16 protein-coding genes and 3 pseudogenes are annotated in these 18267 nt (G+C 62.2%); 15 read left to right on the forward strand and 4 right to left on the reverse strand.

The genetic code is table 11. From position 1 onward, the window contains the following. Nucleotides 1–25 precede the first annotated feature (25 nt). From NKJ89_RS32680 to NKJ89_RS32710, 7 genes are all read left to right on the forward strand, one after another. Nucleotides 26–1027, forward strand: coding sequence for an ABC transporter substrate-binding protein (locus NKJ89_RS32680; protein WP_352608600.1), 1002 nt, complete (start codon nucleotides 26–28; stop codon nucleotides 1025–1027). Between the two features lie 72 nt (nucleotides 1028–1099). Next, nucleotides 1100–1984: a polysaccharide deacetylase family protein gene (locus NKJ89_RS32685; protein WP_352608601.1), complete on the forward strand. Its 885-nt coding sequence runs from the start codon at nucleotides 1100–1102 to the stop codon at nucleotides 1982–1984. Then, nucleotides 1981–2694, forward strand: a complete 714-nt coding sequence (locus NKJ89_RS32690; protein WP_352608603.1) for an SDR family NAD(P)-dependent oxidoreductase — start codon at nucleotides 1981–1983, stop codon at nucleotides 2692–2694. The genes NKJ89_RS32685 and NKJ89_RS32690 overlap by 4 nt, the downstream gene beginning before the upstream one ends. Nucleotides 2695–2716: 22 nt before the next feature. Beyond that, entirely contained in the window at nucleotides 2717–3457 is a 741-nt protein-coding gene (locus tag NKJ89_RS32695) for an SDR family NAD(P)-dependent oxidoreductase (RefSeq protein ID WP_352608604.1), read from the forward strand. Nucleotides 3458–3488: 31 nt separating this feature from the next. Continuing rightward, nucleotides 3489–4832 carry a histidinol dehydrogenase gene (hisD, locus tag NKJ89_RS32700; protein ID WP_352608606.1) on the forward strand — a complete coding sequence of 448 codons (1344 nt, stop codon included), beginning with the start codon at nucleotides 3489–3491 and terminating at the stop codon, nucleotides 4830–4832. A 79-nt stretch (nucleotides 4833–4911) separates the two neighbouring features. Then, nucleotides 4912–5682: an ABC transporter permease gene (locus NKJ89_RS32705; RefSeq protein WP_352608614.1), complete on the forward strand. Its 771-nt coding sequence runs from the start codon at nucleotides 4912–4914 to the stop codon at nucleotides 5680–5682. Nucleotides 5683–5689: 7 nt separating this feature from the next. Further along, complete coding sequence (locus NKJ89_RS32710; RefSeq protein WP_352608615.1) at nucleotides 5690–6469, forward strand: ABC transporter ATP-binding protein; 780 nt, start codon at nucleotides 5690–5692, stop codon at nucleotides 6467–6469. A 273-nt stretch (nucleotides 6470–6742) separates the two neighbouring features. On the opposite strand, the gene NKJ89_RS32715 is transcribed toward NKJ89_RS32710, so the two are convergent. Beyond that, complete coding sequence (locus NKJ89_RS32715; RefSeq protein WP_352608607.1) at nucleotides 6743–7639, reverse strand: LysR family transcriptional regulator; 897 nt, start codon at nucleotides 7637–7639, stop codon at nucleotides 6743–6745. A gap of 79 nt (nucleotides 7640–7718) precedes the next feature. Here NKJ89_RS32715 and NKJ89_RS32720 point away from each other — a divergent pair, with 79 nt between their 5' ends. The 5 genes from NKJ89_RS32720 (at nucleotide 7719) to NKJ89_RS32740 (ending at nucleotide 13064) form a co-directional block, all read left to right on the forward strand. Continuing rightward, on the forward strand, nucleotides 7719–8927 hold the full coding sequence (locus tag NKJ89_RS32720) for a trans-sulfuration enzyme family protein (RefSeq protein ID WP_352608608.1): 1209 nt from the start codon (nucleotides 7719–7721) through the stop codon (nucleotides 8925–8927). Continuing rightward, entirely contained in the window at nucleotides 8902–9990 is a 1089-nt protein-coding gene (locus NKJ89_RS32725) for a transporter substrate-binding domain-containing protein (protein WP_352561897.1), read from the forward strand. The genes NKJ89_RS32720 and NKJ89_RS32725 overlap by 26 nt, the downstream gene beginning before the upstream one ends. 65 nt (nucleotides 9991–10055) lie before the next feature. Next, nucleotides 10056–11171: an amino acid ABC transporter permease gene (locus NKJ89_RS32730; protein ID WP_352608609.1), complete on the forward strand. Its 1116-nt coding sequence runs from the start codon at nucleotides 10056–10058 to the stop codon at nucleotides 11169–11171. Between the two features lie 2 nt (nucleotides 11172–11173). After that, a complete protein-coding gene (locus NKJ89_RS32735; protein ID WP_352608610.1) occupies nucleotides 11174–12265 on the forward strand; it encodes an amino acid ABC transporter permease in 1092 nt (363 codons plus the stop codon). 10 nt (nucleotides 12266–12275) lie between these two features. Further along, the gene (locus NKJ89_RS32740; RefSeq protein ID WP_502904193.1) at nucleotides 12276–13064 is read left to right on the forward strand and encodes an amino acid ABC transporter ATP-binding protein; all 789 of its coding nucleotides are present in this window, start codon (nucleotides 12276–12278) and stop codon (nucleotides 13062–13064) included. Between the two features lie 390 nt (nucleotides 13065–13454). On the opposite strand, the pseudogene NKJ89_RS32745 reads toward NKJ89_RS32740, so the two are convergent. Together NKJ89_RS32745 and NKJ89_RS32750 are read right to left on the reverse strand one after the other, a co-directional pair. Next, nucleotides 13455–14403, reverse strand: a pseudogene (locus NKJ89_RS32745) (IS110 family transposase). A 200-nt stretch (nucleotides 14404–14603) separates the two neighbouring features. Beyond that, nucleotides 14604–15098: pseudogene (locus NKJ89_RS32750) on the reverse strand (transporter associated domain-containing protein); the annotation flags it as partial. A 622-nt stretch (nucleotides 15099–15720) separates the two neighbouring features. Here NKJ89_RS32750 and tnpA point away from each other — a divergent pair. The 3 genes from tnpA to tnpC all read left to right on the forward strand — a co-directional run bounded on the left by tnpA (nucleotide 15721) and on the right by tnpC (nucleotide 18108). Next, the gene (gene tnpA / locus NKJ89_RS32755; protein WP_352608612.1) at nucleotides 15721–16167 is read left to right on the forward strand and encodes an IS66-like element accessory protein TnpA; all 447 of its coding nucleotides are present in this window, start codon (nucleotides 15721–15723) and stop codon (nucleotides 16165–16167) included. Then, nucleotides 16164–16520, forward strand: coding sequence for an IS66 family insertion sequence element accessory protein TnpB (gene tnpB / locus NKJ89_RS32760; RefSeq protein ID WP_352608613.1), 357 nt, complete (start codon nucleotides 16164–16166; stop codon nucleotides 16518–16520). The genes tnpA and tnpB overlap by 4 nt, the downstream gene beginning before the upstream one ends. A 109-nt stretch (nucleotides 16521–16629) precedes the next feature. Continuing rightward, entirely contained in the window at nucleotides 16630–18108 is a 1479-nt protein-coding gene (tnpC, locus tag NKJ89_RS32765) for an IS66 family transposase (protein WP_352608617.1), read from the forward strand. 12 nt (nucleotides 18109–18120) lie between these two features. Here the strand turns inward: tnpC and NKJ89_RS32770 are convergent. Further along, nucleotides 18121–18267 (reverse strand): annotated as a pseudogene (locus tag NKJ89_RS32770) (HoxN/HupN/NixA family nickel/cobalt transporter); the annotation flags it as partial.

The following is an 18267-nucleotide window of genomic DNA, read 5'->3' on the forward strand; positions in this document are numbered from 1 at the left end:
CACTTTGGGAACAAGGACCAGGATTATGGGAATCATCAGAAGACATTTCACCGGGGCGGTCGCCCTGTTGGCGCTCTCCACCGCACTGCCGTTCGCCGCACAGCCGGCAAAAGCACAGGACCTGCCGGTTGAACCGGGCGTGTTCAAGCTCGCGATATCGCCCTGGCTCGGCTACGGCATGTGGTACATCGCCCAGGAAAAAGGCTTCTTCAAAGCCAATGGCCTGGAAGGCGTCGAGCTGACCAATTTCGTCGAGGACAAGGATATGGGCGCGGCGGTTGCCGCCGGACAGGTCGACGGCGACAACGAATCCATCCAGCAACTGCTGGCCAAGGTGCAGGCCGGCATTCCGATCAAGGGCGTGCTGCTGCTTGATGCCAGCACCAAGGCCGATGCCATCCTCGTCAACGGCGACATCAAGACCGTGGCCGACCTCAAGGGCAAGCAGGTTGCCTTCGAGCGCGGATCGACCAGCGATCTGCTGCTGAACTATGTGCTGCAGAAGAACGGCATGACCATCGACGACGTCAATGTCCTGCCGATGCCGGCGGCAAGCGCCGGCACCGCGATCATTTCCGGCACCGTACCGGCGGCCGTCACCTATGAGCCTTACATCTCGGCAGCCATCGGCGCCGACAAGAACATCAAGGTGCTGGCCGAGGCCGGCGAGGCGCCCGGCCTGATCAGCGACGTGCTTTCCGTGCCGGAAGAGACGCTGAAGAAGAAGCCGGGCCAAGTGCAGGCCATGCTGAAGAGCTGGGACCAGGCGCTGGAATATTATCGCGCCCACACCGAGGAAGGCCGCGCCATCATTGCCAAGGGCGTCGGCGCCGAGCCGGCGGACCTGGCGACGGCCTTCGACGGCGTGTCGTATTACTCGGCCAGCGAAAGCCAGAAGGCGCTCAACGGCGTGTTCAAGTCCGCCACCTATCCCGCCATCGTCAAGGCGGCGATCGCGGCCAAGCTGATCGACAAGGACATCGCCTACGACGCGGCCATCGGCTCGACCGTGGCGCATTCGAAGTAAGCGTTGCGAAACCGGCAGGCGGGCCAATGCGGCCCGCCTATTCCTATGCGATGGCGGGAAGAAAACCCAGGCATGACCAGCCCTGACGTTCAAGTGGCGCTGACGTTCGACTTCGATGGCTATTCGACATGGATCGGCAGCCATCGGGCGACGTCGCCGAGCATGCTTTCGCGCGGTGAGTTCGATCCGATCGGCGCACGCCGTATCCTCAATGTGCTGGAGCAGGCCGGCATTCCGGCAACGTTCTTCGTGCCCGGACATTCCGCCCTCGCCTTCCCGCCGGTCGTGCGCGCCTTTCGCGATGGCGGCCACGAGATCGGCCATCATGGCTGGGTTCATGAGAACCCTGTGCTGCTGACGCGCGAGGAAGAGCGCGCCGTCCTGCTGCGAGGCCTGGAGGCGCTGGACAAGGTCGCCGGCATCAGGCCATCCGGGTACCGCTCGCCGGCCTGGGACAACAGCCCGTCCACCGTCGAACTGCTGCTCGAATTCGGTTTCGAGTATGAAAGCTCGATGATGGGCAACGACCACGAGCCCTATTGGTGCCGGATCGGCGATGCGTGGTCGACGTCGGAAGAATTCCGCTTCGGCCTGCCAGTCGATCTCGTCGAAATGCCTGTCGCCTGGCATCTCGACGACTTTCCGCAATTCGAGTTTCTGGCGACCGACAAGGGCTACCTGCCCGGCGGCCGTGCACCCTCGAGCGTGCTGGAGATCTGGAAGGGGGAGTTCGACTTTCTCTACCAGCGGATCGGCAGCGGCGTGATGGTGGTGACCATGCATCCGCAGATCATGGGGCGCGGCCACCGGCTGCTGATGCTCGAGGAATTCATTCGCCATGTCGCCTCGCATGAGCGCGCCGGCTTCACGACATGCCAGGACTATGTGCGGCAATGGCGCAAGGGGCGTTCGCCGTCCCTGCCCGCGGATGCCGGCGACAACAGGCTGGCCAGATGAAAACGGCAATCGTCACCGGTGCCGCCGGCGGGATCGGCGCGGCGATCGCGACGCTGTTCGCGTCGATAGGTTCCACCGTGATCGCACTCGACCGGTCGTTCACCGGCGTGAGCGAACAGGCCACCGGCGCCGGCCAGATCCTGTCGGCCGCCTTCGATGTCGCTGATGAAGCCGATTGGGCGAGGATTTCGGACATGGTTGCCCGGCGGTTCGGCCACGTCGATGCGCTGGTCAACAACGCCGCCATCTTCAATCCGGTGCCATTCCTGGAAGAAAGCGTCGCCGGTTTCCACGCCGTCACCGACGTCAACCAGCTGGGCACGTTCCTCGGCATGCGCGCCGCCGCCGCGCTGATGCCGGCGCAGGGCGGCTCGATCGTCAACGTCTGCTCGACGGGCGGCTTGAGAGGCTTTAGCGGCGCCTTTGCCTATTCGACCTCGAAATGGGCGATCCGCGGCATGAGCAAGGTCGCGGCGCGCGAGCTCGCCGGCCGCAACATCCGGGTCAACGCGGTGCATCCAGGCCTGGTCGACACGCCGATGCTTGGCGAGAACACCGCCGAGAACCTGGCTTCAATGACCGCCTCTGTGCCGCTCAACCGGCTGGCCAGCCCTCGGGAGATCGCCCATCTCGTGGCGTTCCTGGTGTCGCCCGGCAGCGAATACATCACGGGGTCCGAATTCACGATCGACGGTGGGCAGACGATCTAGAGACTCAGGAAAAGAGCTGGCTATGGAAAAGCGATTTCAGGGAAAGGCCGCCGTGGTGACCGGTGCCGGCAACGGCATTGGCCTGGCTACCGCCAAGCGGTTGCAAGCCGAAGGCGCGGCGGTGCTTTCGGTCGACTGGAACGCGGACTATCTGGCCGACTGCGCGGAACCGAAACTGACGATCGATCTCGCCGATGACGATGCCCCGGCACGGATCGTCGCGGCTGCAAAGGCACAGTTCGGGACCATCGATATCCTCATCAACAATGCCGGCGTCGCCGGTTCCAAGGCGCTTGGCGACAGCAGTGACGAGCTGATCGACCATGTCATGGGGATCAACGTGCGCGCTGCGATGCGCCTGACCCGCGACATGCTTCCGCATCTGGCGAGGCCGGGCGGCTCTATCGTCAATGTCTGTTCGGTGTTCGGCGAGGTCGGTTTTCCCAACACCGCCCCCTATGCCGCGTCCAAGGGCGCGCTGTCGCAACTGACGCGCCAGTTGGCCGCCGACCTGTCGGCCGACGGGATCCGCGTCAACGGTGTGGCGCCCGGCGTCATCAACACGCCGATCGTCGCCGAACGCATCGCGTCGGACGCCTGGTACCGGCGCGCCATGATCGAAACCACGCCGATCCGTCGCGTCGGCACGGCAGAAGATGTCGCCGGCGGCATCCTGTTCCTGTGCGGCCCGGACGCCCAGTTCATCACCGGCCACATCCTCAATATCGACGGCGGCTGGCTGGCCGCACGCGTCGCCCCTTGAAGGGGCGTTTCCACAGAACGAAGGAAACAGAATGTCAGATGTAGCAATCCACGACCTGGCCACGATGTCGTCCGAGGCGCGCACGCGCCTGCTGGAGCGGACCGAGGCCGATCTCACCGACACGATCCGCAAGGTCGAGCCGATCATCGCCGCCGTGCGGACCAGAGGCGACGATGCCCTGATCGAGCTTGCCGCACGATTTGACGGAGCGACGCTGGACCGCACGGCGTTGAAGGTGTCCGCGAGCCAGATTGCTGGTGCCGAAAACGAGCTCGATCCCGATATCGTTGCGGCGATCCGGCTCTCGGTGGCGCAGGTGAGGCGTTTCCATGAGGCACAGATGCCGGACAATCTCTGGCTGAGCGAGGCAACTGAAGGCGCGCTGATCGGCGACCGCTGGACGTCGATCGATTCCGTCGCTTGCTACGTGCCGCGCGGCAAGGGCTTCTTCCCGTCGAGCGCGATCATGACAGCGGTCCCCGCCAAGGTGGCCGGCGTGGCGCGGGTGGTGATCGTGACACCGCCAGGACAGGACGGCACGGCCGATGCCGCCACGCGGTTCATCGCTTCGCTGATCGGCGTCGAGGACATCTATCTCTGCGGCGGCGCCCAGGCGGTGGCAGCGGTCGCCTATGGCACGCAGACCGTGCCGAAATGCGCAAAGATTGTCGGCCCCGGCAGTCCGTGGGTCAGCGCGGCGCGCCAGCTTCTGTCGAACCGGATCGATCCGGGCAGCCCGGCCGGCCCGAGCGAATTGTTGGTCTATGCCGACAGTTCGGTCCCCGCCGCGCTTGCCGCACTGGAGCTGACAGTTGAATCGGAACATGGACCAGACTCGTCAGCCTTTGCCGTCACCACCGACCGAGCACTGGCGGAAGCCATCGCCGCCGCGGTGCCACAGTTCTGGGAGGCAATGGGAGAGTATCGCGCGGATTTCTCCCGCACCGTGCTGAACGGCAGGAATGGCGGCATCGTGCTGGCGCCTTCGATCGAAGCGGCGTTCGACTTCATCAACGACTATGCGGCAGAGCATCTGGCCGTGCTGTCGACATCCGCTTTCGAATTGCTGCCGAGGATCAGGAATGCCGGCGAAATCCTGCTCGGTCCGCATTCGGCAATCTCGATCGCAAACTTTGTGCTTGGCCCGAGCCACGTCCTACCGACGGGCGGGCGGGCCAACACGGCATCACCGCTGTCTGTGTTCGATTTTATGAAACGCTCGTCGATAGCCTATCTTTCGCAAGCAGCCTATGAACGGCTGGCGCCGGCCGCCCGCACCTTTGCCCGCTATGAAGGATTCATGGCGCACGCGAATTCGGTTTCGAAAATCCGCGATCGCATCCTATCGAACAGCAGCCCCTTTACCGGCCCGTGAGTTTACAATGACCATTCAAACCGACACAGCGGCCCCGAAGCAGACCACACAGCGTCCCCAGCGCAAGCCGTTGCTCAGCATGGCGGCGGAGATTTCCGGCTCGACCTATCTCTTCATCGCCGTCTGCGCCTTCCTGCTCTTCATCGCGGCGTGGTTCCTGGCGACAGGGCTCGGCATGACCAAGCCGATCTTCCTGCCCTCGCCCTTTGCCGTCGTCACCAAGCTTACAAAGCTGACAATGGATGGAACGCTGGCCAGCGATGTCGGCAACAGCGTCTACCGCATCATGGTCGGCTTCCTCATTGCTTCGGTGATGGCGCTGGCGACGGCAATCCTGATCGGCGCCTATCGCTTCTGGGAAGCGGCCATCGAGCCGTTCCTCGACTTTGTTCGCTACATGCCGGTGGTGGCTTTTGTGCCGCTGACCATCCTGTGGAGCGGCACCGGCGACATCCAGAAGTTCCTGATTATCTGGATCGCCACCTATTTCCAGCAGGCGCTGATGTTCAAGGACAACATCAAGCGTGTTCCCACAGACTTCATCGGCTTCGGACGGACCCTGGGCATGAGCGATTTGCGCGTGCTGATGCGCATTGTCGTGCCGTCGGCGATGCCGCAGATATGGGACACGCTGCGCATCTCGCTGGGCTGGGCCTGGACGTGGGTGACGCTGGCCGAACTGGTCGCCGCCAATTCCGGGCTTGGGTACCGGATCACGGTTGCCCAGCGCTATCTGCAAACCGACATGGCGATCGGCTACATACTGGTGCTCGGCATACTGGGCCTGGCGACGGACCAGATTATGCGATTCCTCGGTCGGCATTTCTTCAAATATGAGAGGAAGTCCTGACATGCAGATGCATCCCAAGCTTAAGATTTCGCATCTGCAAAAATCGTTCACCAACGGCCGGTCGACGATCAAGGTGCTCGACGACATCAACCTCGAAGTCGGCGACAACGAGTTCGTTTCGCTGGTCGGCGCGTCGGGCTGCGGCAAGAGCACGCTGCTGTCGATCATCGCCGGCCTGCAGGACTATGAGCAAGGCGAGATGCTGATCGACGGCAACCCGATCATTGGACCGGGCCGCGACCGTGGCGTCGTCTTCCAGTCCTACACCTTGCTGCCATGGCTGACCGCGCTGCAGAATGTTGAGTTCGCGCTGCGCGAGACCGGGCATGATGCCAAGGACATTCCCGAAGTGGCGCGCCAGCATCTCGACCTGGTGAAGCTTTCGCGCTTTGCCGACAGCTTTCCGAGCCAGCTTTCCGGCGGCATGAAGCAGCGCGTCGCCATAGCGCGCGCTTTGTCCTATCGGCCGAAGATGCTTTTGATGGACGAGCCCTTCGGTGCGCTGGATGCGCTGACCCGTGGCCAGATGCAGGAACTCTTGATGCAGATCTGGCAGGAGCATCGCCTGACAGTGATCTTCGTCACCCACGATGTCGAGGAGGCGGTTTATCTATCCGACCGCATCTTCGTCATGGGCCTCAACCCGGGTCGTATCAAGGAGTGCATTACGGTGCCTGCCGTCAGGCCGCGGCCGACCGGCGTTCAGCATGATCGCGATGTCCTGGAGCTTCAGGCAAGAGTGCTGAAATCCATTCGGGAAGAGACCAGCCGCGCGGACTTTGAGTGAGTTCGATAGCCTCCATCAGGGCAAGGAGCAGGGCCGACAACTATGCGGCAAGCGAAATCTCTCGTTCAGCGAACACACACAATTAAATCCTGACGCAACCCAAGAGCGTGGGGCCGTGAGATTCAAGCTTTGGCTTGAGCTGTCTACCATTCTGTGGCCTGGATACGGCATGCTGGATCGAGACCAGCGCCAGTCGATCGACGAATTCAAGGCCATCACCAAACACCGGGGCGGCCACTGGGGTTGGGCTCACAAATGCGATAGTTCGTTCGCCTAGACCTCGCTCGACAGCGCATTGCGCGCTGCATAAAGCTCGGCGATGAAATCGGTTGTCAACGTCGAGTTGATGCCGTCCGGCGGGCGCAAAATCAGTGCTCGGAAATGGACGGCTGGCTCGAATGGCTTGGCGACGATGCCGTCGATCATGCGGTCGGCAATGACGGAAGGATTGACCAGACCGATACCCATGCCCTTCGCGGCAAGGATCGCAATGGTCAGACCGTAAGGTGTTTCGATCAAGACGCGCGGCCGCACACGATGCTCGGCAAAGATCTTGTCCATGGCGAGCCGCACCGTGTCTTCCGGCGATAGTGCCAGGAACGCCTCACCCTCAAGATCAGCAGGCCTGACCACGGGCTTGCGAGCCAACCGGTGGTTCTTCGGCATCACGCAGACAGCTCGCGGGGTGGTGAAGATGCTATACAGCACGCCTGTCGTATCGATCTCGTCGGCAGCGAGACCGATGTCGAAACTGCCAGATGCCACCAGGTCGCGCACGACGTTGGACGTGCGCACCTGATAGCTGATGCGAACCTGTGGATGTTTGCTCGAGAAAGCCACGATGGCACGTGGCACCAGACCGTGGCCGAGTGCCGAGAGGCTGGCAACGCGGATCGTCCCCGTCCCGACTTCCTTGATCTGGGCCGCGCGCAGTCTGAGCCGATCCAGCCCGACCAGATTGGCCTTTACCTCGGTGTGGAAAAGTTCTCCTTCCCGGGTCGGCACCAGCCTGCCGCGGATACGGTCGAACAGATTGAATCCGAGCTCCGATTCCAGCTTCGTCAGAGAGCGACTTATCGCGGGCTGCGAAGTATCCAGCAGCGTCGCCGCTGCGCCGGCGCCACCCGTGATCATGATTGCGTTGAACACATCGATGTCGCGCGGGTTCATTGGCGTTCCATATCAAAAGTGGATTACCTTTATCGCCACGGTCATAGATGGCAATGGGGGAGCCAGTTAAAGTCCGCCCATGACCCGACATGACGACACTTCACATATCCATCCTCCCAGGCGCTCGGACGAGCCATTCAAGTCGTTGGCGATGGCAGTCGAGCGCGCCTCCACGGTCGTCTTCGACGATTTGGACTCCTTCGAGCGCCGCGTCGAGCGACTGTACGATGGCTTCAGTTACGGACTTTACGGGACTCCGACCAGCCGCCAGTTGGAAGACCATATCGCTGCGCTGGAGGGTGGATCTCGGGCGCTCGTCGTCCCTTCCGGAATGGCGGCCATAACGCTGACGACCATGACCGTCTGCCATGGTGGCGATCGGGTTCTGATTCCGGAGACGTTCTATGGGCCGGCACGCGAAATGGCCGCCCGCCTTCTCGCTCCCCTTTGCATCGATACGGTGACCTACGATCCCAAGCTTGACGGAAGAATTTCGGCGTTGATCGATGGCAGGACGCGGCTGGTCTGGGTGGAATCGCCGGGTTCCGGGACCTTTGAGGTACAGGACGTGCCGGCAATCACGGCTGCGGCCCACGAGGCTGGCGCGCTTGTCGCGGTCGACAACACCTGGGCCTCACACTTGCTGTTCAAACCACTCAAGCATGGTGTCGACATCTCGATGCAGGCACTTTCCAAACATGCCGGCGGCCACGGCGACCTGCTGATGGGCTCGGTGGCGGTGAACGACGAGAGCTTGTTCCGGCGGTTAAAGGATACCTCGCGTTTTCTCGGTTACGGCGTTTCGCCGGAGGATTGCGCATTGTGCGAGCGTGGCCTGATGACCATGCCGGTGCGAATGCGCCAAGCCGACAGCACCGCGCAGAACATCATATCGTGGCTGTCGGAGCGCCCCGAGGTTGCGCAGATCCTGCATCCGAATGAGGCCGACCATCCCGGCCACTTGACCTGGAAGCGTGACTTCGCCGGATCGGCAGGTGTCTTTTCGTTTGTGTTGCAGCCGGAACTAGCGCCCCACCAATCCGAGGCTCTGCGTCGCATGCGACTGTTCAGGCTAGGTGCAAGCTGGGGCGGGGTGCACTCGCTGATCTCCGTCAGTGATCCTCGAAAGGGCCGCAGTGGCCTCGACTGGCTGAAGCCTGGCCCAGTTTGGCGGCTCTCTATCGGCCTGGAGGCCGTCGGCGACCTTCTCGCCGATCTGTCACAGGCCTTCGAGCACTTTGCGGAATTGCGACGAACCACAGTTGGCGACGCCAAGGCTGCAGAATGACAACAACTTCAACGAAAGGGGAATGGATATGAAATGCGAAGGGCATAAATGGCTTGCCGCCTTAGCGATCGGGCTGGTCGGCCTGGCTTCAAGCGCGGGAGATGCGGCCGCGCAAAGCGTCGTCGAAAAGATAAAGGCACGCGGCTACGTCAGTTGCGGCGCGAGCCAGGGAGTGCCCGGTCTCTCTCGACCCGACGAAAAGGGGTATTATCGCGGCTTCGATTCCGACATCTGTCGGACATTTGCGGTCGCCATTCTTGGGGACAAGGATAAGATCCGATACGTGCCGCTCAATGCCGCTCAGCGGCTTCCTGCGCTACAGACTGGAGAAATCGACATTCTGTCGCGCACGTCCACGATCACCTACACGCGCGATGCCGTGGTGCGTTTCGTCTGGATCAACCTCTATGACACGGATGGCATCCTCGTCCGCAAAGCGGACAAAATCACCGAGCCGAAGCTGCTCGACGGAAAGACAGTCTGCCTTCAAGGCGGCGGCAGCTTGACCGAGAAGGCGATCGAGGAAACCGAGGAGGAGTTCGGGATCTCGATGAAGAAGGTCTACTACGACTCGACCCTCCAGGCCCGCGATGCCTTCTTCGGCGGCCGCTGCGATTCCTACGTCACCGATGGAACCGCGGCAGCAGGGCAGCGTGCCTCGGTCGCAAAGAATCCTAACGATTACGACATCATCAAAGTCGGAAAGGCTGCCGAGCCCAATGGCGTGGCGATCGCGCGCGGCGATGAACAGCTCTTCGACATCGTTCGCTGGACGATAAATGCCCTGTTCTGGGCAGAGGCCAACAACATCACGTCGGAAAATATCGACGAAAAGCTCGCTGGGGGCAATTCGGAGGTCCAGCGAGTCCTGGGCAAGGAAGCCGGCTTCGGCAAGCCCCTCGGGCTGGATGACAATTGGGTCTACAACGTCATCAAGCAGACCGGTAATTACGCCCAGATTTGGGATCGCAATCTTGGCAAGGATAGCCCGCTCAAGGTCGAACGCGGTTTGAATGCCCTGTGGAAAGATGGCGGCCTGAACTACCCTTTCCCGTGGGATTGAGGCGCGTCGAGGGGAGCGCCTGGCGCGCTCCTCGCTTCCGATAGCGATGTGGATCCGAGGTCAGCATGTTGAGTGACGCCAAAATCAGATCAATCATCATTCAGGCCGCCTTGGCGACTGCTTTCCTGGCGTTCGCCGCGCTACTCGTCAGCACCACCTTCGCCAACCTTGAGGCGCGCGGTATCCCGATAGGCTTTGACTTCTTGTCCATGCCGTCCAGGATCGTCATCTCCGAGACAATCCTCACATACAAGTCGCGGGATCCGTACTACTGGGCCATTGTAGTCGGGCTGACCAACACCGTCTTCATTTCCACGCTGGTCATCGTGTTCTCGTCCATTCTCGGACTGATCGTGGGCATCACGCGGCTGAGCAGCAACCCATTGGCTGCGGGCACATGTCGCGTGTGGGTGGAACTGGCGCGCAATTCGCCCCCTATCGTCCTTCTGATCTTCCTCTATTCGCTGTGGTGGAAAATGTTGCCGCCAGTCGGCGAGGCGCTCAACCCGCTGCCTGGCGTCTACGCTTCCATGCGCGGTTTCGTGGTGCCAGCTGTTGGCATCGACGTAGGCAGGATCGGTCTCCTCATGATCTTGTGCGCCATCGCGCTCGCTATCGCAGGCTCGATCGCAGTACGCAAAGGTTGGTCGCCGAAGGCTGTCGTGCCCGGTGTGCTGGCAGTTAGCGCCGCAGGAGTTTGGCTCGCTGACGCGCGGTTCACCATCGACTGGCCGGTCTTCACCGGCTCGAACTTTGAGGGTGGCAAAGAACTGACCCCGGAGCTCAGCACGATCCTCATCGGATTGACCCTCTACACAACGGGTTTCGTAGCAGAAATCGTGCGTGGCGGTGTCCTGTCGATAGGCCGCGGCCAGTGGGACGCTGGTCATTCGCTTGGCCTTCCGCGCGGCAAGATATTGCGCCTGATCGTCATTCCCCAGATGCTGCGGGTAATCGTGCCACCGCTCAACAGCCAGTACATCAACGTCGTCAAGAACTCGACCTTGGCAATCGCGGTTGGCTACCCGGATTTCCTTGCAGTGATGAATACAACCATCAGCAAGTCCAGCCATTCCATTGAAGGTGTCTTCATCATTCTCGGCGTCTATCTCGCCCTCAATCTCACCATGTCGGGCGCAGCCAACTGGTACAACCGCCGCATCGCGATCGTGGAGCGATAATCATGAAGGCCGTTTCTCTCCCGTTACCCGCCGAGCCCCTGGAGCGACGTGTTCGCTTCCCAGTTCTGCAGCGTACTGCGGGGCTCCTATTCGGTACGCCTGTCAACGCCGCATTGACGCTGGTGTTTGGCACTCTGCTGATGACCACCGTCCCGCCAGTGCTGCACTGGCTCGTCATAGACGCAGTGCTGTTCGAATCCGACCCGAACGCCTGTCGTGCGGCGGCTGGAGCCTGCTGGAGTTTCGTATACGCCAAGTCCGGCCAACTCCTGTTCGGCATCTATCCGATTGATGACCGCTGGCGTCCCGCCATTGTGTGCCTACTCATCCTCGCGCTGCTGGGCTGGTCTGTTCGCCCGGCTAGCTGGAGGCCCCGATTACTCGCGCTCTGGTTGGCAGCATTCGCGTTGATCGTCTGGTTGATGGGTGGTGGCCTTGGCCTGGTCGAAGTCCCCACGTCCTTATGGGGCGGACTGCCTGTAACGTTGATACTGACCGTCGTTGCCATCGGTGTCGCCTTTCCGGTCGGCATTCTGCTTGCGCTGGCCCGACGCTCTTCCATGGCTGCGGTGCGGATCGGCGCGGTGGTACTGATTGAATCAGTGCGCGGCCTTCCCCTCTTGTCTATCCTGTTCGTGGCATCGATCATGATGCCGCTCTTCCTGCCGGAATCGCTGCTACCCGACAAATTCGTGCGCGCGCTGGTTGCTCTGACCATTTTTGCGGCGGCCTATCTGGCCGAGGTCATCCGCGGCGGGCTTCAGGCTATCCCCAATGGGCAATACGAGGCCGCCGCCGCGCTCGGCCTTCCCTTCTGGCGCACCCAGTACCTCGTTATCCTGCCACAGGCCATCCGCGTGGCCATCCCTGCACTAGCCAACACAATCATCGTCATGATCAAGAACACCAGTCTTGTCCTCGTCGTGGGCCTGTTCGACTTGATCAGTTCCGGCAAGGCAGCGCTTGCGGATCCCGAATGGCCATCGCCGGCGGCCGAGACCTTCCTGTTCATCGGCGCGATCTTCTTTGCGCTCTCCTTCTCCTTCGCCCGTTTCGCCGACTTCCTAGAACGGCGCGGTCCGACATCGCACTAGGAACAAGAACATGTTGTCATCCACCCCTCGCACGCGACATGCTGAATCTGGATCTTCTACTGCCGAAACGGCTGCCGTCGAGATGATTGGCGTCAACAAGTGGTACGGGACGTTCCATGTCTTGAAGAACATCAATCTCACCGTTCGTCGCGGCGAAAAGCTGGTGATCTGTGGACCGTCTGGGTCTGGCAAGTCGACGATGATCCGTTGCGTCAACCGGTTGGAGGAGCATCAGAAAGGTCATATCGTCGTAGATGGCACTGAGCTAACGAACGATCTGAAGAAGATCGATGAAATCCGCCGCGACATCGGCATGGTGTTCCAGCATTTCAACCTCTTTCCGCATCTGACCGTGTTGGAAAATTTGACGCTGGCGCCAATCTGGGTGCGTAGACTGCGGCGCAAGGAGGCTGAAGAGACAGCCATCCACTATCTCGAGCGCGTAGGGATTCTGGATCAGGCGCACAAATATCCGGGTCAGCTCTCTGGCGGCCAGCAGCAGCGCGTAGCCATTGCTCGCTCACTCTGCATGAACCCGAAAATTATGCTGTTCGACGAGCCGACCTCGGCACTTGATCCCGAAATGGTCAAGGAGGTGCTAGATACAATGGCGTCATTGGCCGGTGATGGCATGACAATGCTGTGCGTCACCCACGAGATGGGATTCGCCCGCCAGGTTGCGGACCGCGTTGTGTTCATGGACCAGGGCGAGATTGTCGAGACCAACACTCCGGTCGAGTTCTTCACAAGCCCGCTTCACGAACGCAGCAAGCTGTTTCTTAGCCGGATTTTGAATTAAGCGATCCCAATGCAGAACCGGCAACCTCACAGATCACGACCACTCCCGAAAGGTGGTCCCACAACAGCGTATCTATCCCCGTAAGAAGGGTTGGACGATGCGCTATTTGCGCTGGCTGCAGGAGCAACCGTTCGATCATCCGCTTTGTGGCCGGCAAAGACCGACGCGGAACTGAAGGACGTCGGTGATCAAGCTCTGATGCGCGGGTTGGCTACCGCATTCCCGATTGTGCGTCCGGGGCTGTTCCTATCTTACTGCGGGCGGCCGCGTCCGCTCAACATTCGATAGCGGGCGGTCAGCCGCATGGAAGGCTCAAACACGCGTCTGACGGGCATTCCCCTGCCGGGTCCCGCCTCCGCCCATGCGCGAGATGAAAGCCATCGCAGCGGTCTACGACCTGATCGCCTGCGCCTCCCGTGCAACGGCCCACATGAAGCCGGCCAGTTCACGGGCGATCGCCGTGCAGACCACCGTTGTCCTCTTGGATCTCGCGCACCTTCGGTGGTGCTTGTTCCAGCCGGCACAGCTTCGTCTTGCCGACTTTGGGCGGATGCCGGTAGGTCCATGCGCTCTCGACCAGCATATGGCGAACGCGGCCGTTGCCCGCTTTGGTGATGCCGCCCCGCCTGACTGTCTCGCCGGTCGATCGCTCTCCAGGGACGAGGCCGAGATACCCCCATGAGTTGGCGCGGGCTCTCGAACCGCTGCACGTCGCCAACCTCGGTGGCGAATGTCACGGCAACAATCAGGTCTACGCCCCGCAGGGTCTGGAGCGCCCGCACGATCGGCGCCAGCGACCAGGCCGGAACGAACTCCTCGATCACGCCCTCCCCGCTCTTTCGAGACGCGCACCGCTTCGAGCATTTCCTGAAGCGCGATCCGATGCGCCGTGCTGCCGGTGAACGCGAAGCGTCTCGACCGCGGCCGCCCGTGCGCGAACGAGATCCCGCATGGCTTCGTGACCTTCATCAGGAACCCAAACCGCGGTCAATTCGCCGGCGCGCAGCAGCCGAGGCAAAGCAAGAGCATCCCGGCGGTTCGTCTTCACCCGATCACCGGGCTTCCTTGGGATCAGCGATGGGGCGACAACCATGCATTCATGGCCGAGCGATCGGATCAACCGATAGAGACCATAGCCGGTCGGGCCGGCCTCGTAGCAGAAATACACCCGATCGAACTTGGCGGCGACCCGCTGGATAACGCGGCGCATGCTCTCATCCGATGCGTCGACCTCGCCGAAGAAGCGAACTTCTCCTTCCCGGCCAGCCTCCGAAATCGCGATGGCGTTCCTCAGCTTTGCAACATCGATTCCTACAAATGCTTCCCTATAATCTGACACGGCTCGTCCTCCTGTGAGGAGGATCGGCTCGGTCCGCCCGAGCAACCCTCGGACGCGCAGTGTAGGGCGAGCCACCTCACCGACAGAGGCGGACATACGGTCTTACAATTAAGCAGTCGAACGCGTCAGCTTTGACGAGTTCAGTTCAACTACTCTGTCTCACTCGCATATACGCCTCTCGTCATGGGCGTCGAAGGCCGCTATCCGGGCGACTTCCCGTGGAATGGAGGCGGCTCACGGCGAGCGAGCAGCTTGTCGATCCGCCTTCCGTCCATATCGAGAATCTCGAAGCGCCAGCCCTCGTAGTCGAAGTGCTCACCAGCTTCCGGAAGATGCCCAAGCCGGGACAGGGCGAACCCGGCGATCGTGTGAAAATCACCCTCTGCCGCCCCTGATGGAAAGCCGAGGAGAGCGAAAGCATCGTGCGCCAGCATCATACCGTCGATCAGCAGGGAGCCGTCTTCACGTTCGACGACGTCGGGGTCCTCACCGTCCAGATCCGGAAGGTCGCCTGCGATGGCTTCGAGCAGATCGGTCTGGGTGACGATCCCCTCCAGAGCGCCATATTCGTCGATGACGATCGCCAGGCGTACCGGTGCCCTCTTGAAGATCCGCAGAGACGCAACACCAGATTGCCAAGACCGTTCAAAGCGAGGATCGCCGGCCTGAGCAGGAACAGGCTCCGCCTGACCGCCACCAACGCAAATTCGGCAGCGACAAAGAAGCCATTTGCGCCAACGAGTACGAGAACCAACAGAATTCCAAGAATGTCGCGTAGACTACCATCGTCCGCCGGCATGATATCCTCTGCCAGACCGCTACGCCGGCTAGAACAATTCCAGCGACGCCTTCGATGGTCCGCGAAATGGCGTCGAAGAAGCGTGGCCGGCTGTCGAAGAAATGTATCAGACGCTCCCGAAACAGGATCGACAACACCGCAACGCAAGACAGCGTCAGCGCCACGCCGGCCATCATGGTGATTGCAAACAGGATACCGCCCTGGATATTGCGAAGGTCATCACGAAAGGCGTCAGCGGGCATGGGATCAAGCCGGCCATGACGCCGACGGCCTCGCCCTCATGCTTGTGGTGATGGCCGTGGCTCAATGCGCGCCAGAGCATCCAGATGCCAATCAGGCCAAGCAACCCGCGGCTGACGTCTTCCAGTAGCGGCGCACGGCCGACACTGCCCAGGGCAATCGATACCAACGGCAAAGAGAGCGCCGCGATCAGTACCGCGATGTAAGCGCTGTCCCGGCGCCACCTTTCGCGCGTTGTCGTGAGCGACGATGCTCGGAGCCTTTGAGGGCTTCGACACATGACGGTTTCAGAGCTTACGCTTAAGTCCAGGGACGAGGAGCCGGTTCGACGGCTTGAGATATTCACGGGTTCTGGACGGCGGCGCGAATGGTTGCCGGAGGAGAAGGCGCGGATCGTGGCGGAAAGCTACGATGCTGGCGAGACCGTGAGCGCGGTGGCTCGGCGACATGCATTGTCCCCGCAGCAGCTGTTCGCCTGGCGTCGGTCCGCGCGGGTGCCGTTGGCGAATGCGCCGGCACCGGAGCCGTTGTTTGTTCCAGCGGTGGTCGCGGCACAGGAACCCGAACCGGCGGGGAAGCGCGCGAGATCGACACGGAAGCGGAAGGCCGCGCGAGAAACCGGCGTGATCGAGCTGGAGATTGACGGCGTCGCCATGCGGGTCGGTCGTGGCGCCGACGCCAGGACGGTGGCGGCGGTGATCCGTGCGCTGAAGGCGCCGTCGTGATCGGGCCGACGGGTGTGGTCAAGGTGATGGTCGCGACGAAGCCGGTGGACTTCCGCAAGGGGGCCGAGGGCCTGGCGGCGCTGGTGCGCGAGACGATGGGCGCCGATCCGTTCTCTGGCGCGGTCTACGTCTTCAGGGCCAAGCGCGCCGACCGGGTCAAGCTGGTGTACTTCGACGGCACCGGCGTGTGCCTGCTGGCGAAGCGTCTGGAGGACGGGAAGTTCTGCTGGCCTGCCATCACCGATGGCGTGGTGAGATTGTCGGCGGCGCAATTGCAGGCGCTCCTGGAAGGGTTGGATTGGCGGCGCGTGCATGACGCCCGCGAAACGCGCGTGCCGGTCGCGGCAAGTTGATTCCATGGTCGGCCAGAGACGCTGGCAAAGCATTGGAATGCATGATTGAATCGGCCTTGTGAGCAACCCGGCCGAGCCTCAGACCAACGATCCGATCGCGCTTCAGGCGATGCTCGCGGCGGAGCGCGCCGAGAACGAGCGGCTGCGCCAGATCATCAAGGAACTGCAGCGCCACCGCTTCGGCCGCAGGGCAGAGAGCCTGCCGGTCGACCAACTGCTGCTGGGCCTGGAAGAGGCCGAGCAGGTCGAGGCGGAGGGCTTCGCCGCAGAGGACACCGCCGATCCTGCCAAGCGCGAGGCTCGCGCCAGCAAGCGCCGCACCAACCGCGGTGCACTGCCCGCGCACCTGCCGCGTATCGAGCAGGTCATCGACATTCCCGACAAGATCTGCCCGTGCTGCAAGGGAATGCTGCACGTCATGGGCGAGGATCGCTCCGAGCGCCTCGACATCGTGCCGGCCCAATTCCGCGTCATCGTCACGCGCCGACCGAAGTATGCCTGCCGGAGCTGCGAGGAGGTCGTGGTGCAGGCGCCCGCAGCGGAGCGCCTTGTCGAGGGGGGCATCCCGACCGAAGCGACCGTCGCCCACGTGCTGGTGTCGAAGTATGCCGACCATCTTCCCCTGTATCGCCAGGCGCAGATCTATGCCCGCCAGGGCGTGAACCTGGATCGGTCCACGCTCGCCGACTGGGTCGGCAAGGCAGCCTTCCTGCTACGGCCGATCCACGAGCGGCTGTTCGAGCGGCTGAAGGCGTCCGGCAAGCTCTTCGCCGACGAGACCACGGCGCCGGTGCTCGATCCCGGGCGCGGCCGCACCAAGACGGGCCAGCTGTTCGCCTATGCGCGCGACGATCGCCCCTGGGGCGGGATCGATCCGCCCGGCGTCGCCTATCTCTATGCGCCCGACCGCAAGGCCGAACAGCCACTCCGGCACCTTCAGGGCTTCCTCGGAATCCTGCAAGTCGACGGCTACGCTGGATACCGGGCGTTGGCCGAGCGCAATGCCGTGAGCCTGGCGTTCTGCTGGGCGCATGTCCGTCGCCGGTTCTACGAACTGGCCCAGTCCGGACCCGCGCCAATCGCCACGGAGGCGCTCCAGCGCATCACCGAGCTCTACAGGATTGAGAGCGAGATACGGGGACGCTCGCCCGAAGAGCGGCGCACCGCCCGCCAGGAGAGAAGCCGCCCCGTCATCGATACCCTCCAGCCATGGCTGCGCGAGAAGCTCGCCCTGGTCAGCCAGAAGAGCAAACTCGCCGAAGCAATCCGCTACCCCCTCTCGCGCTGGGCCGGACTTGGTCGCTTCCTCGACGACGGCCGCGTCGAGATCGACTCCAACGTCGTCGAACGCTCGATTAGGCCAATCGCCCTCAATCGGAAGAATGCGCTCTTCGCCGGTTCCGACGGCGGTGGCGAGCACTGGGCGACCATCGCCTCGCTCGTAGAAACCGCGAAACTCAACGGCGTCGACCCGTACGCCTACCTCGCCGACGTCATCACCCGCATCGTCGCCGGCCATCCGCAAAGCCAGCTCGACGACCTGCTGCCCTGGGCCTATGCCCCCGCGGCGCTCAAGGCCGTGGCCTGAGAACAGCGGTTACACCGCGATCGTCACATGCGTGAAAGAAAGTGTCAGCGATACCAGAAGCCCACGCCGGACGTTGGCATCCGATCCGGCGAGATACGTGGCCAGGACCGCCTTGCTGTGGCCAGGCGTCAGCGCATGTGCCGCGCCGAACAGAACGCC

The sequence above is a fragment of the Mesorhizobium sp. M0047 genome (assembly GCF_040323315.1).
GTDB lineage: Bacteria > Pseudomonadota > Alphaproteobacteria > Rhizobiales > Rhizobiaceae > Mesorhizobium.

Excerpts from the sequence above, each read along its gene's own strand:
- hisD (WP_352608606.1), top strand. The coding sequence starts at position 3,489 with ATGTCAGATGTAGCAATCCACGACCTGGCCACGATGTCGTCCGAGGCG.
- NKJ89_RS32715 (WP_352608607.1), bottom strand. The coding sequence starts at position 7,639 with ATGAACCCGCGCGACATCGATGTGTTCAACGCAATCATGATCACGGGT.
- tnpA (WP_352608612.1), top strand. The coding sequence starts at position 15,721 with ATGACGGTTTCAGAGCTTACGCTTAAGTCCAGGGACGAGGAGCCGGTT.
- NKJ89_RS32735 (WP_352608610.1), top strand. The coding sequence starts at position 11,174 with ATGAAGGCCGTTTCTCTCCCGTTACCCGCCGAGCCCCTGGAGCGACGT.
- tnpC (WP_352608617.1), top strand. The coding sequence starts at position 16,630 with ATGCTCGCGGCGGAGCGCGCCGAGAACGAGCGGCTGCGCCAGATCATC.
- NKJ89_RS32695 (WP_352608604.1), top strand. The coding sequence starts at position 2,717 with ATGGAAAAGCGATTTCAGGGAAAGGCCGCCGTGGTGACCGGTGCCGGC.
- NKJ89_RS32730 (WP_352608609.1), top strand. The coding sequence starts at position 10,056 with ATGTTGAGTGACGCCAAAATCAGATCAATCATCATTCAGGCCGCCTTG.
- NKJ89_RS32720 (WP_352608608.1), top strand. The coding sequence starts at position 7,719 with ATGACCCGACATGACGACACTTCACATATCCATCCTCCCAGGCGCTCG.
- NKJ89_RS32740 (WP_502904193.1), top strand. The coding sequence starts at position 12,276 with ATGTTGTCATCCACCCCTCGCACGCGACATGCTGAATCTGGATCTTCT.
- NKJ89_RS32680 (WP_352608600.1), top strand. The coding sequence starts at position 26 with ATGGGAATCATCAGAAGACATTTCACCGGGGCGGTCGCCCTGTTGGCG.
- NKJ89_RS32690 (WP_352608603.1), top strand. The coding sequence starts at position 1,981 with ATGAAAACGGCAATCGTCACCGGTGCCGCCGGCGGGATCGGCGCGGCG.
- NKJ89_RS32685 (WP_352608601.1), top strand. The coding sequence starts at position 1,100 with ATGACCAGCCCTGACGTTCAAGTGGCGCTGACGTTCGACTTCGATGGC.
- NKJ89_RS32710 (WP_352608615.1), top strand. The coding sequence starts at position 5,690 with ATGCATCCCAAGCTTAAGATTTCGCATCTGCAAAAATCGTTCACCAAC.
- NKJ89_RS32705 (WP_352608614.1), top strand. The coding sequence starts at position 4,912 with ATGGCGGCGGAGATTTCCGGCTCGACCTATCTCTTCATCGCCGTCTGC.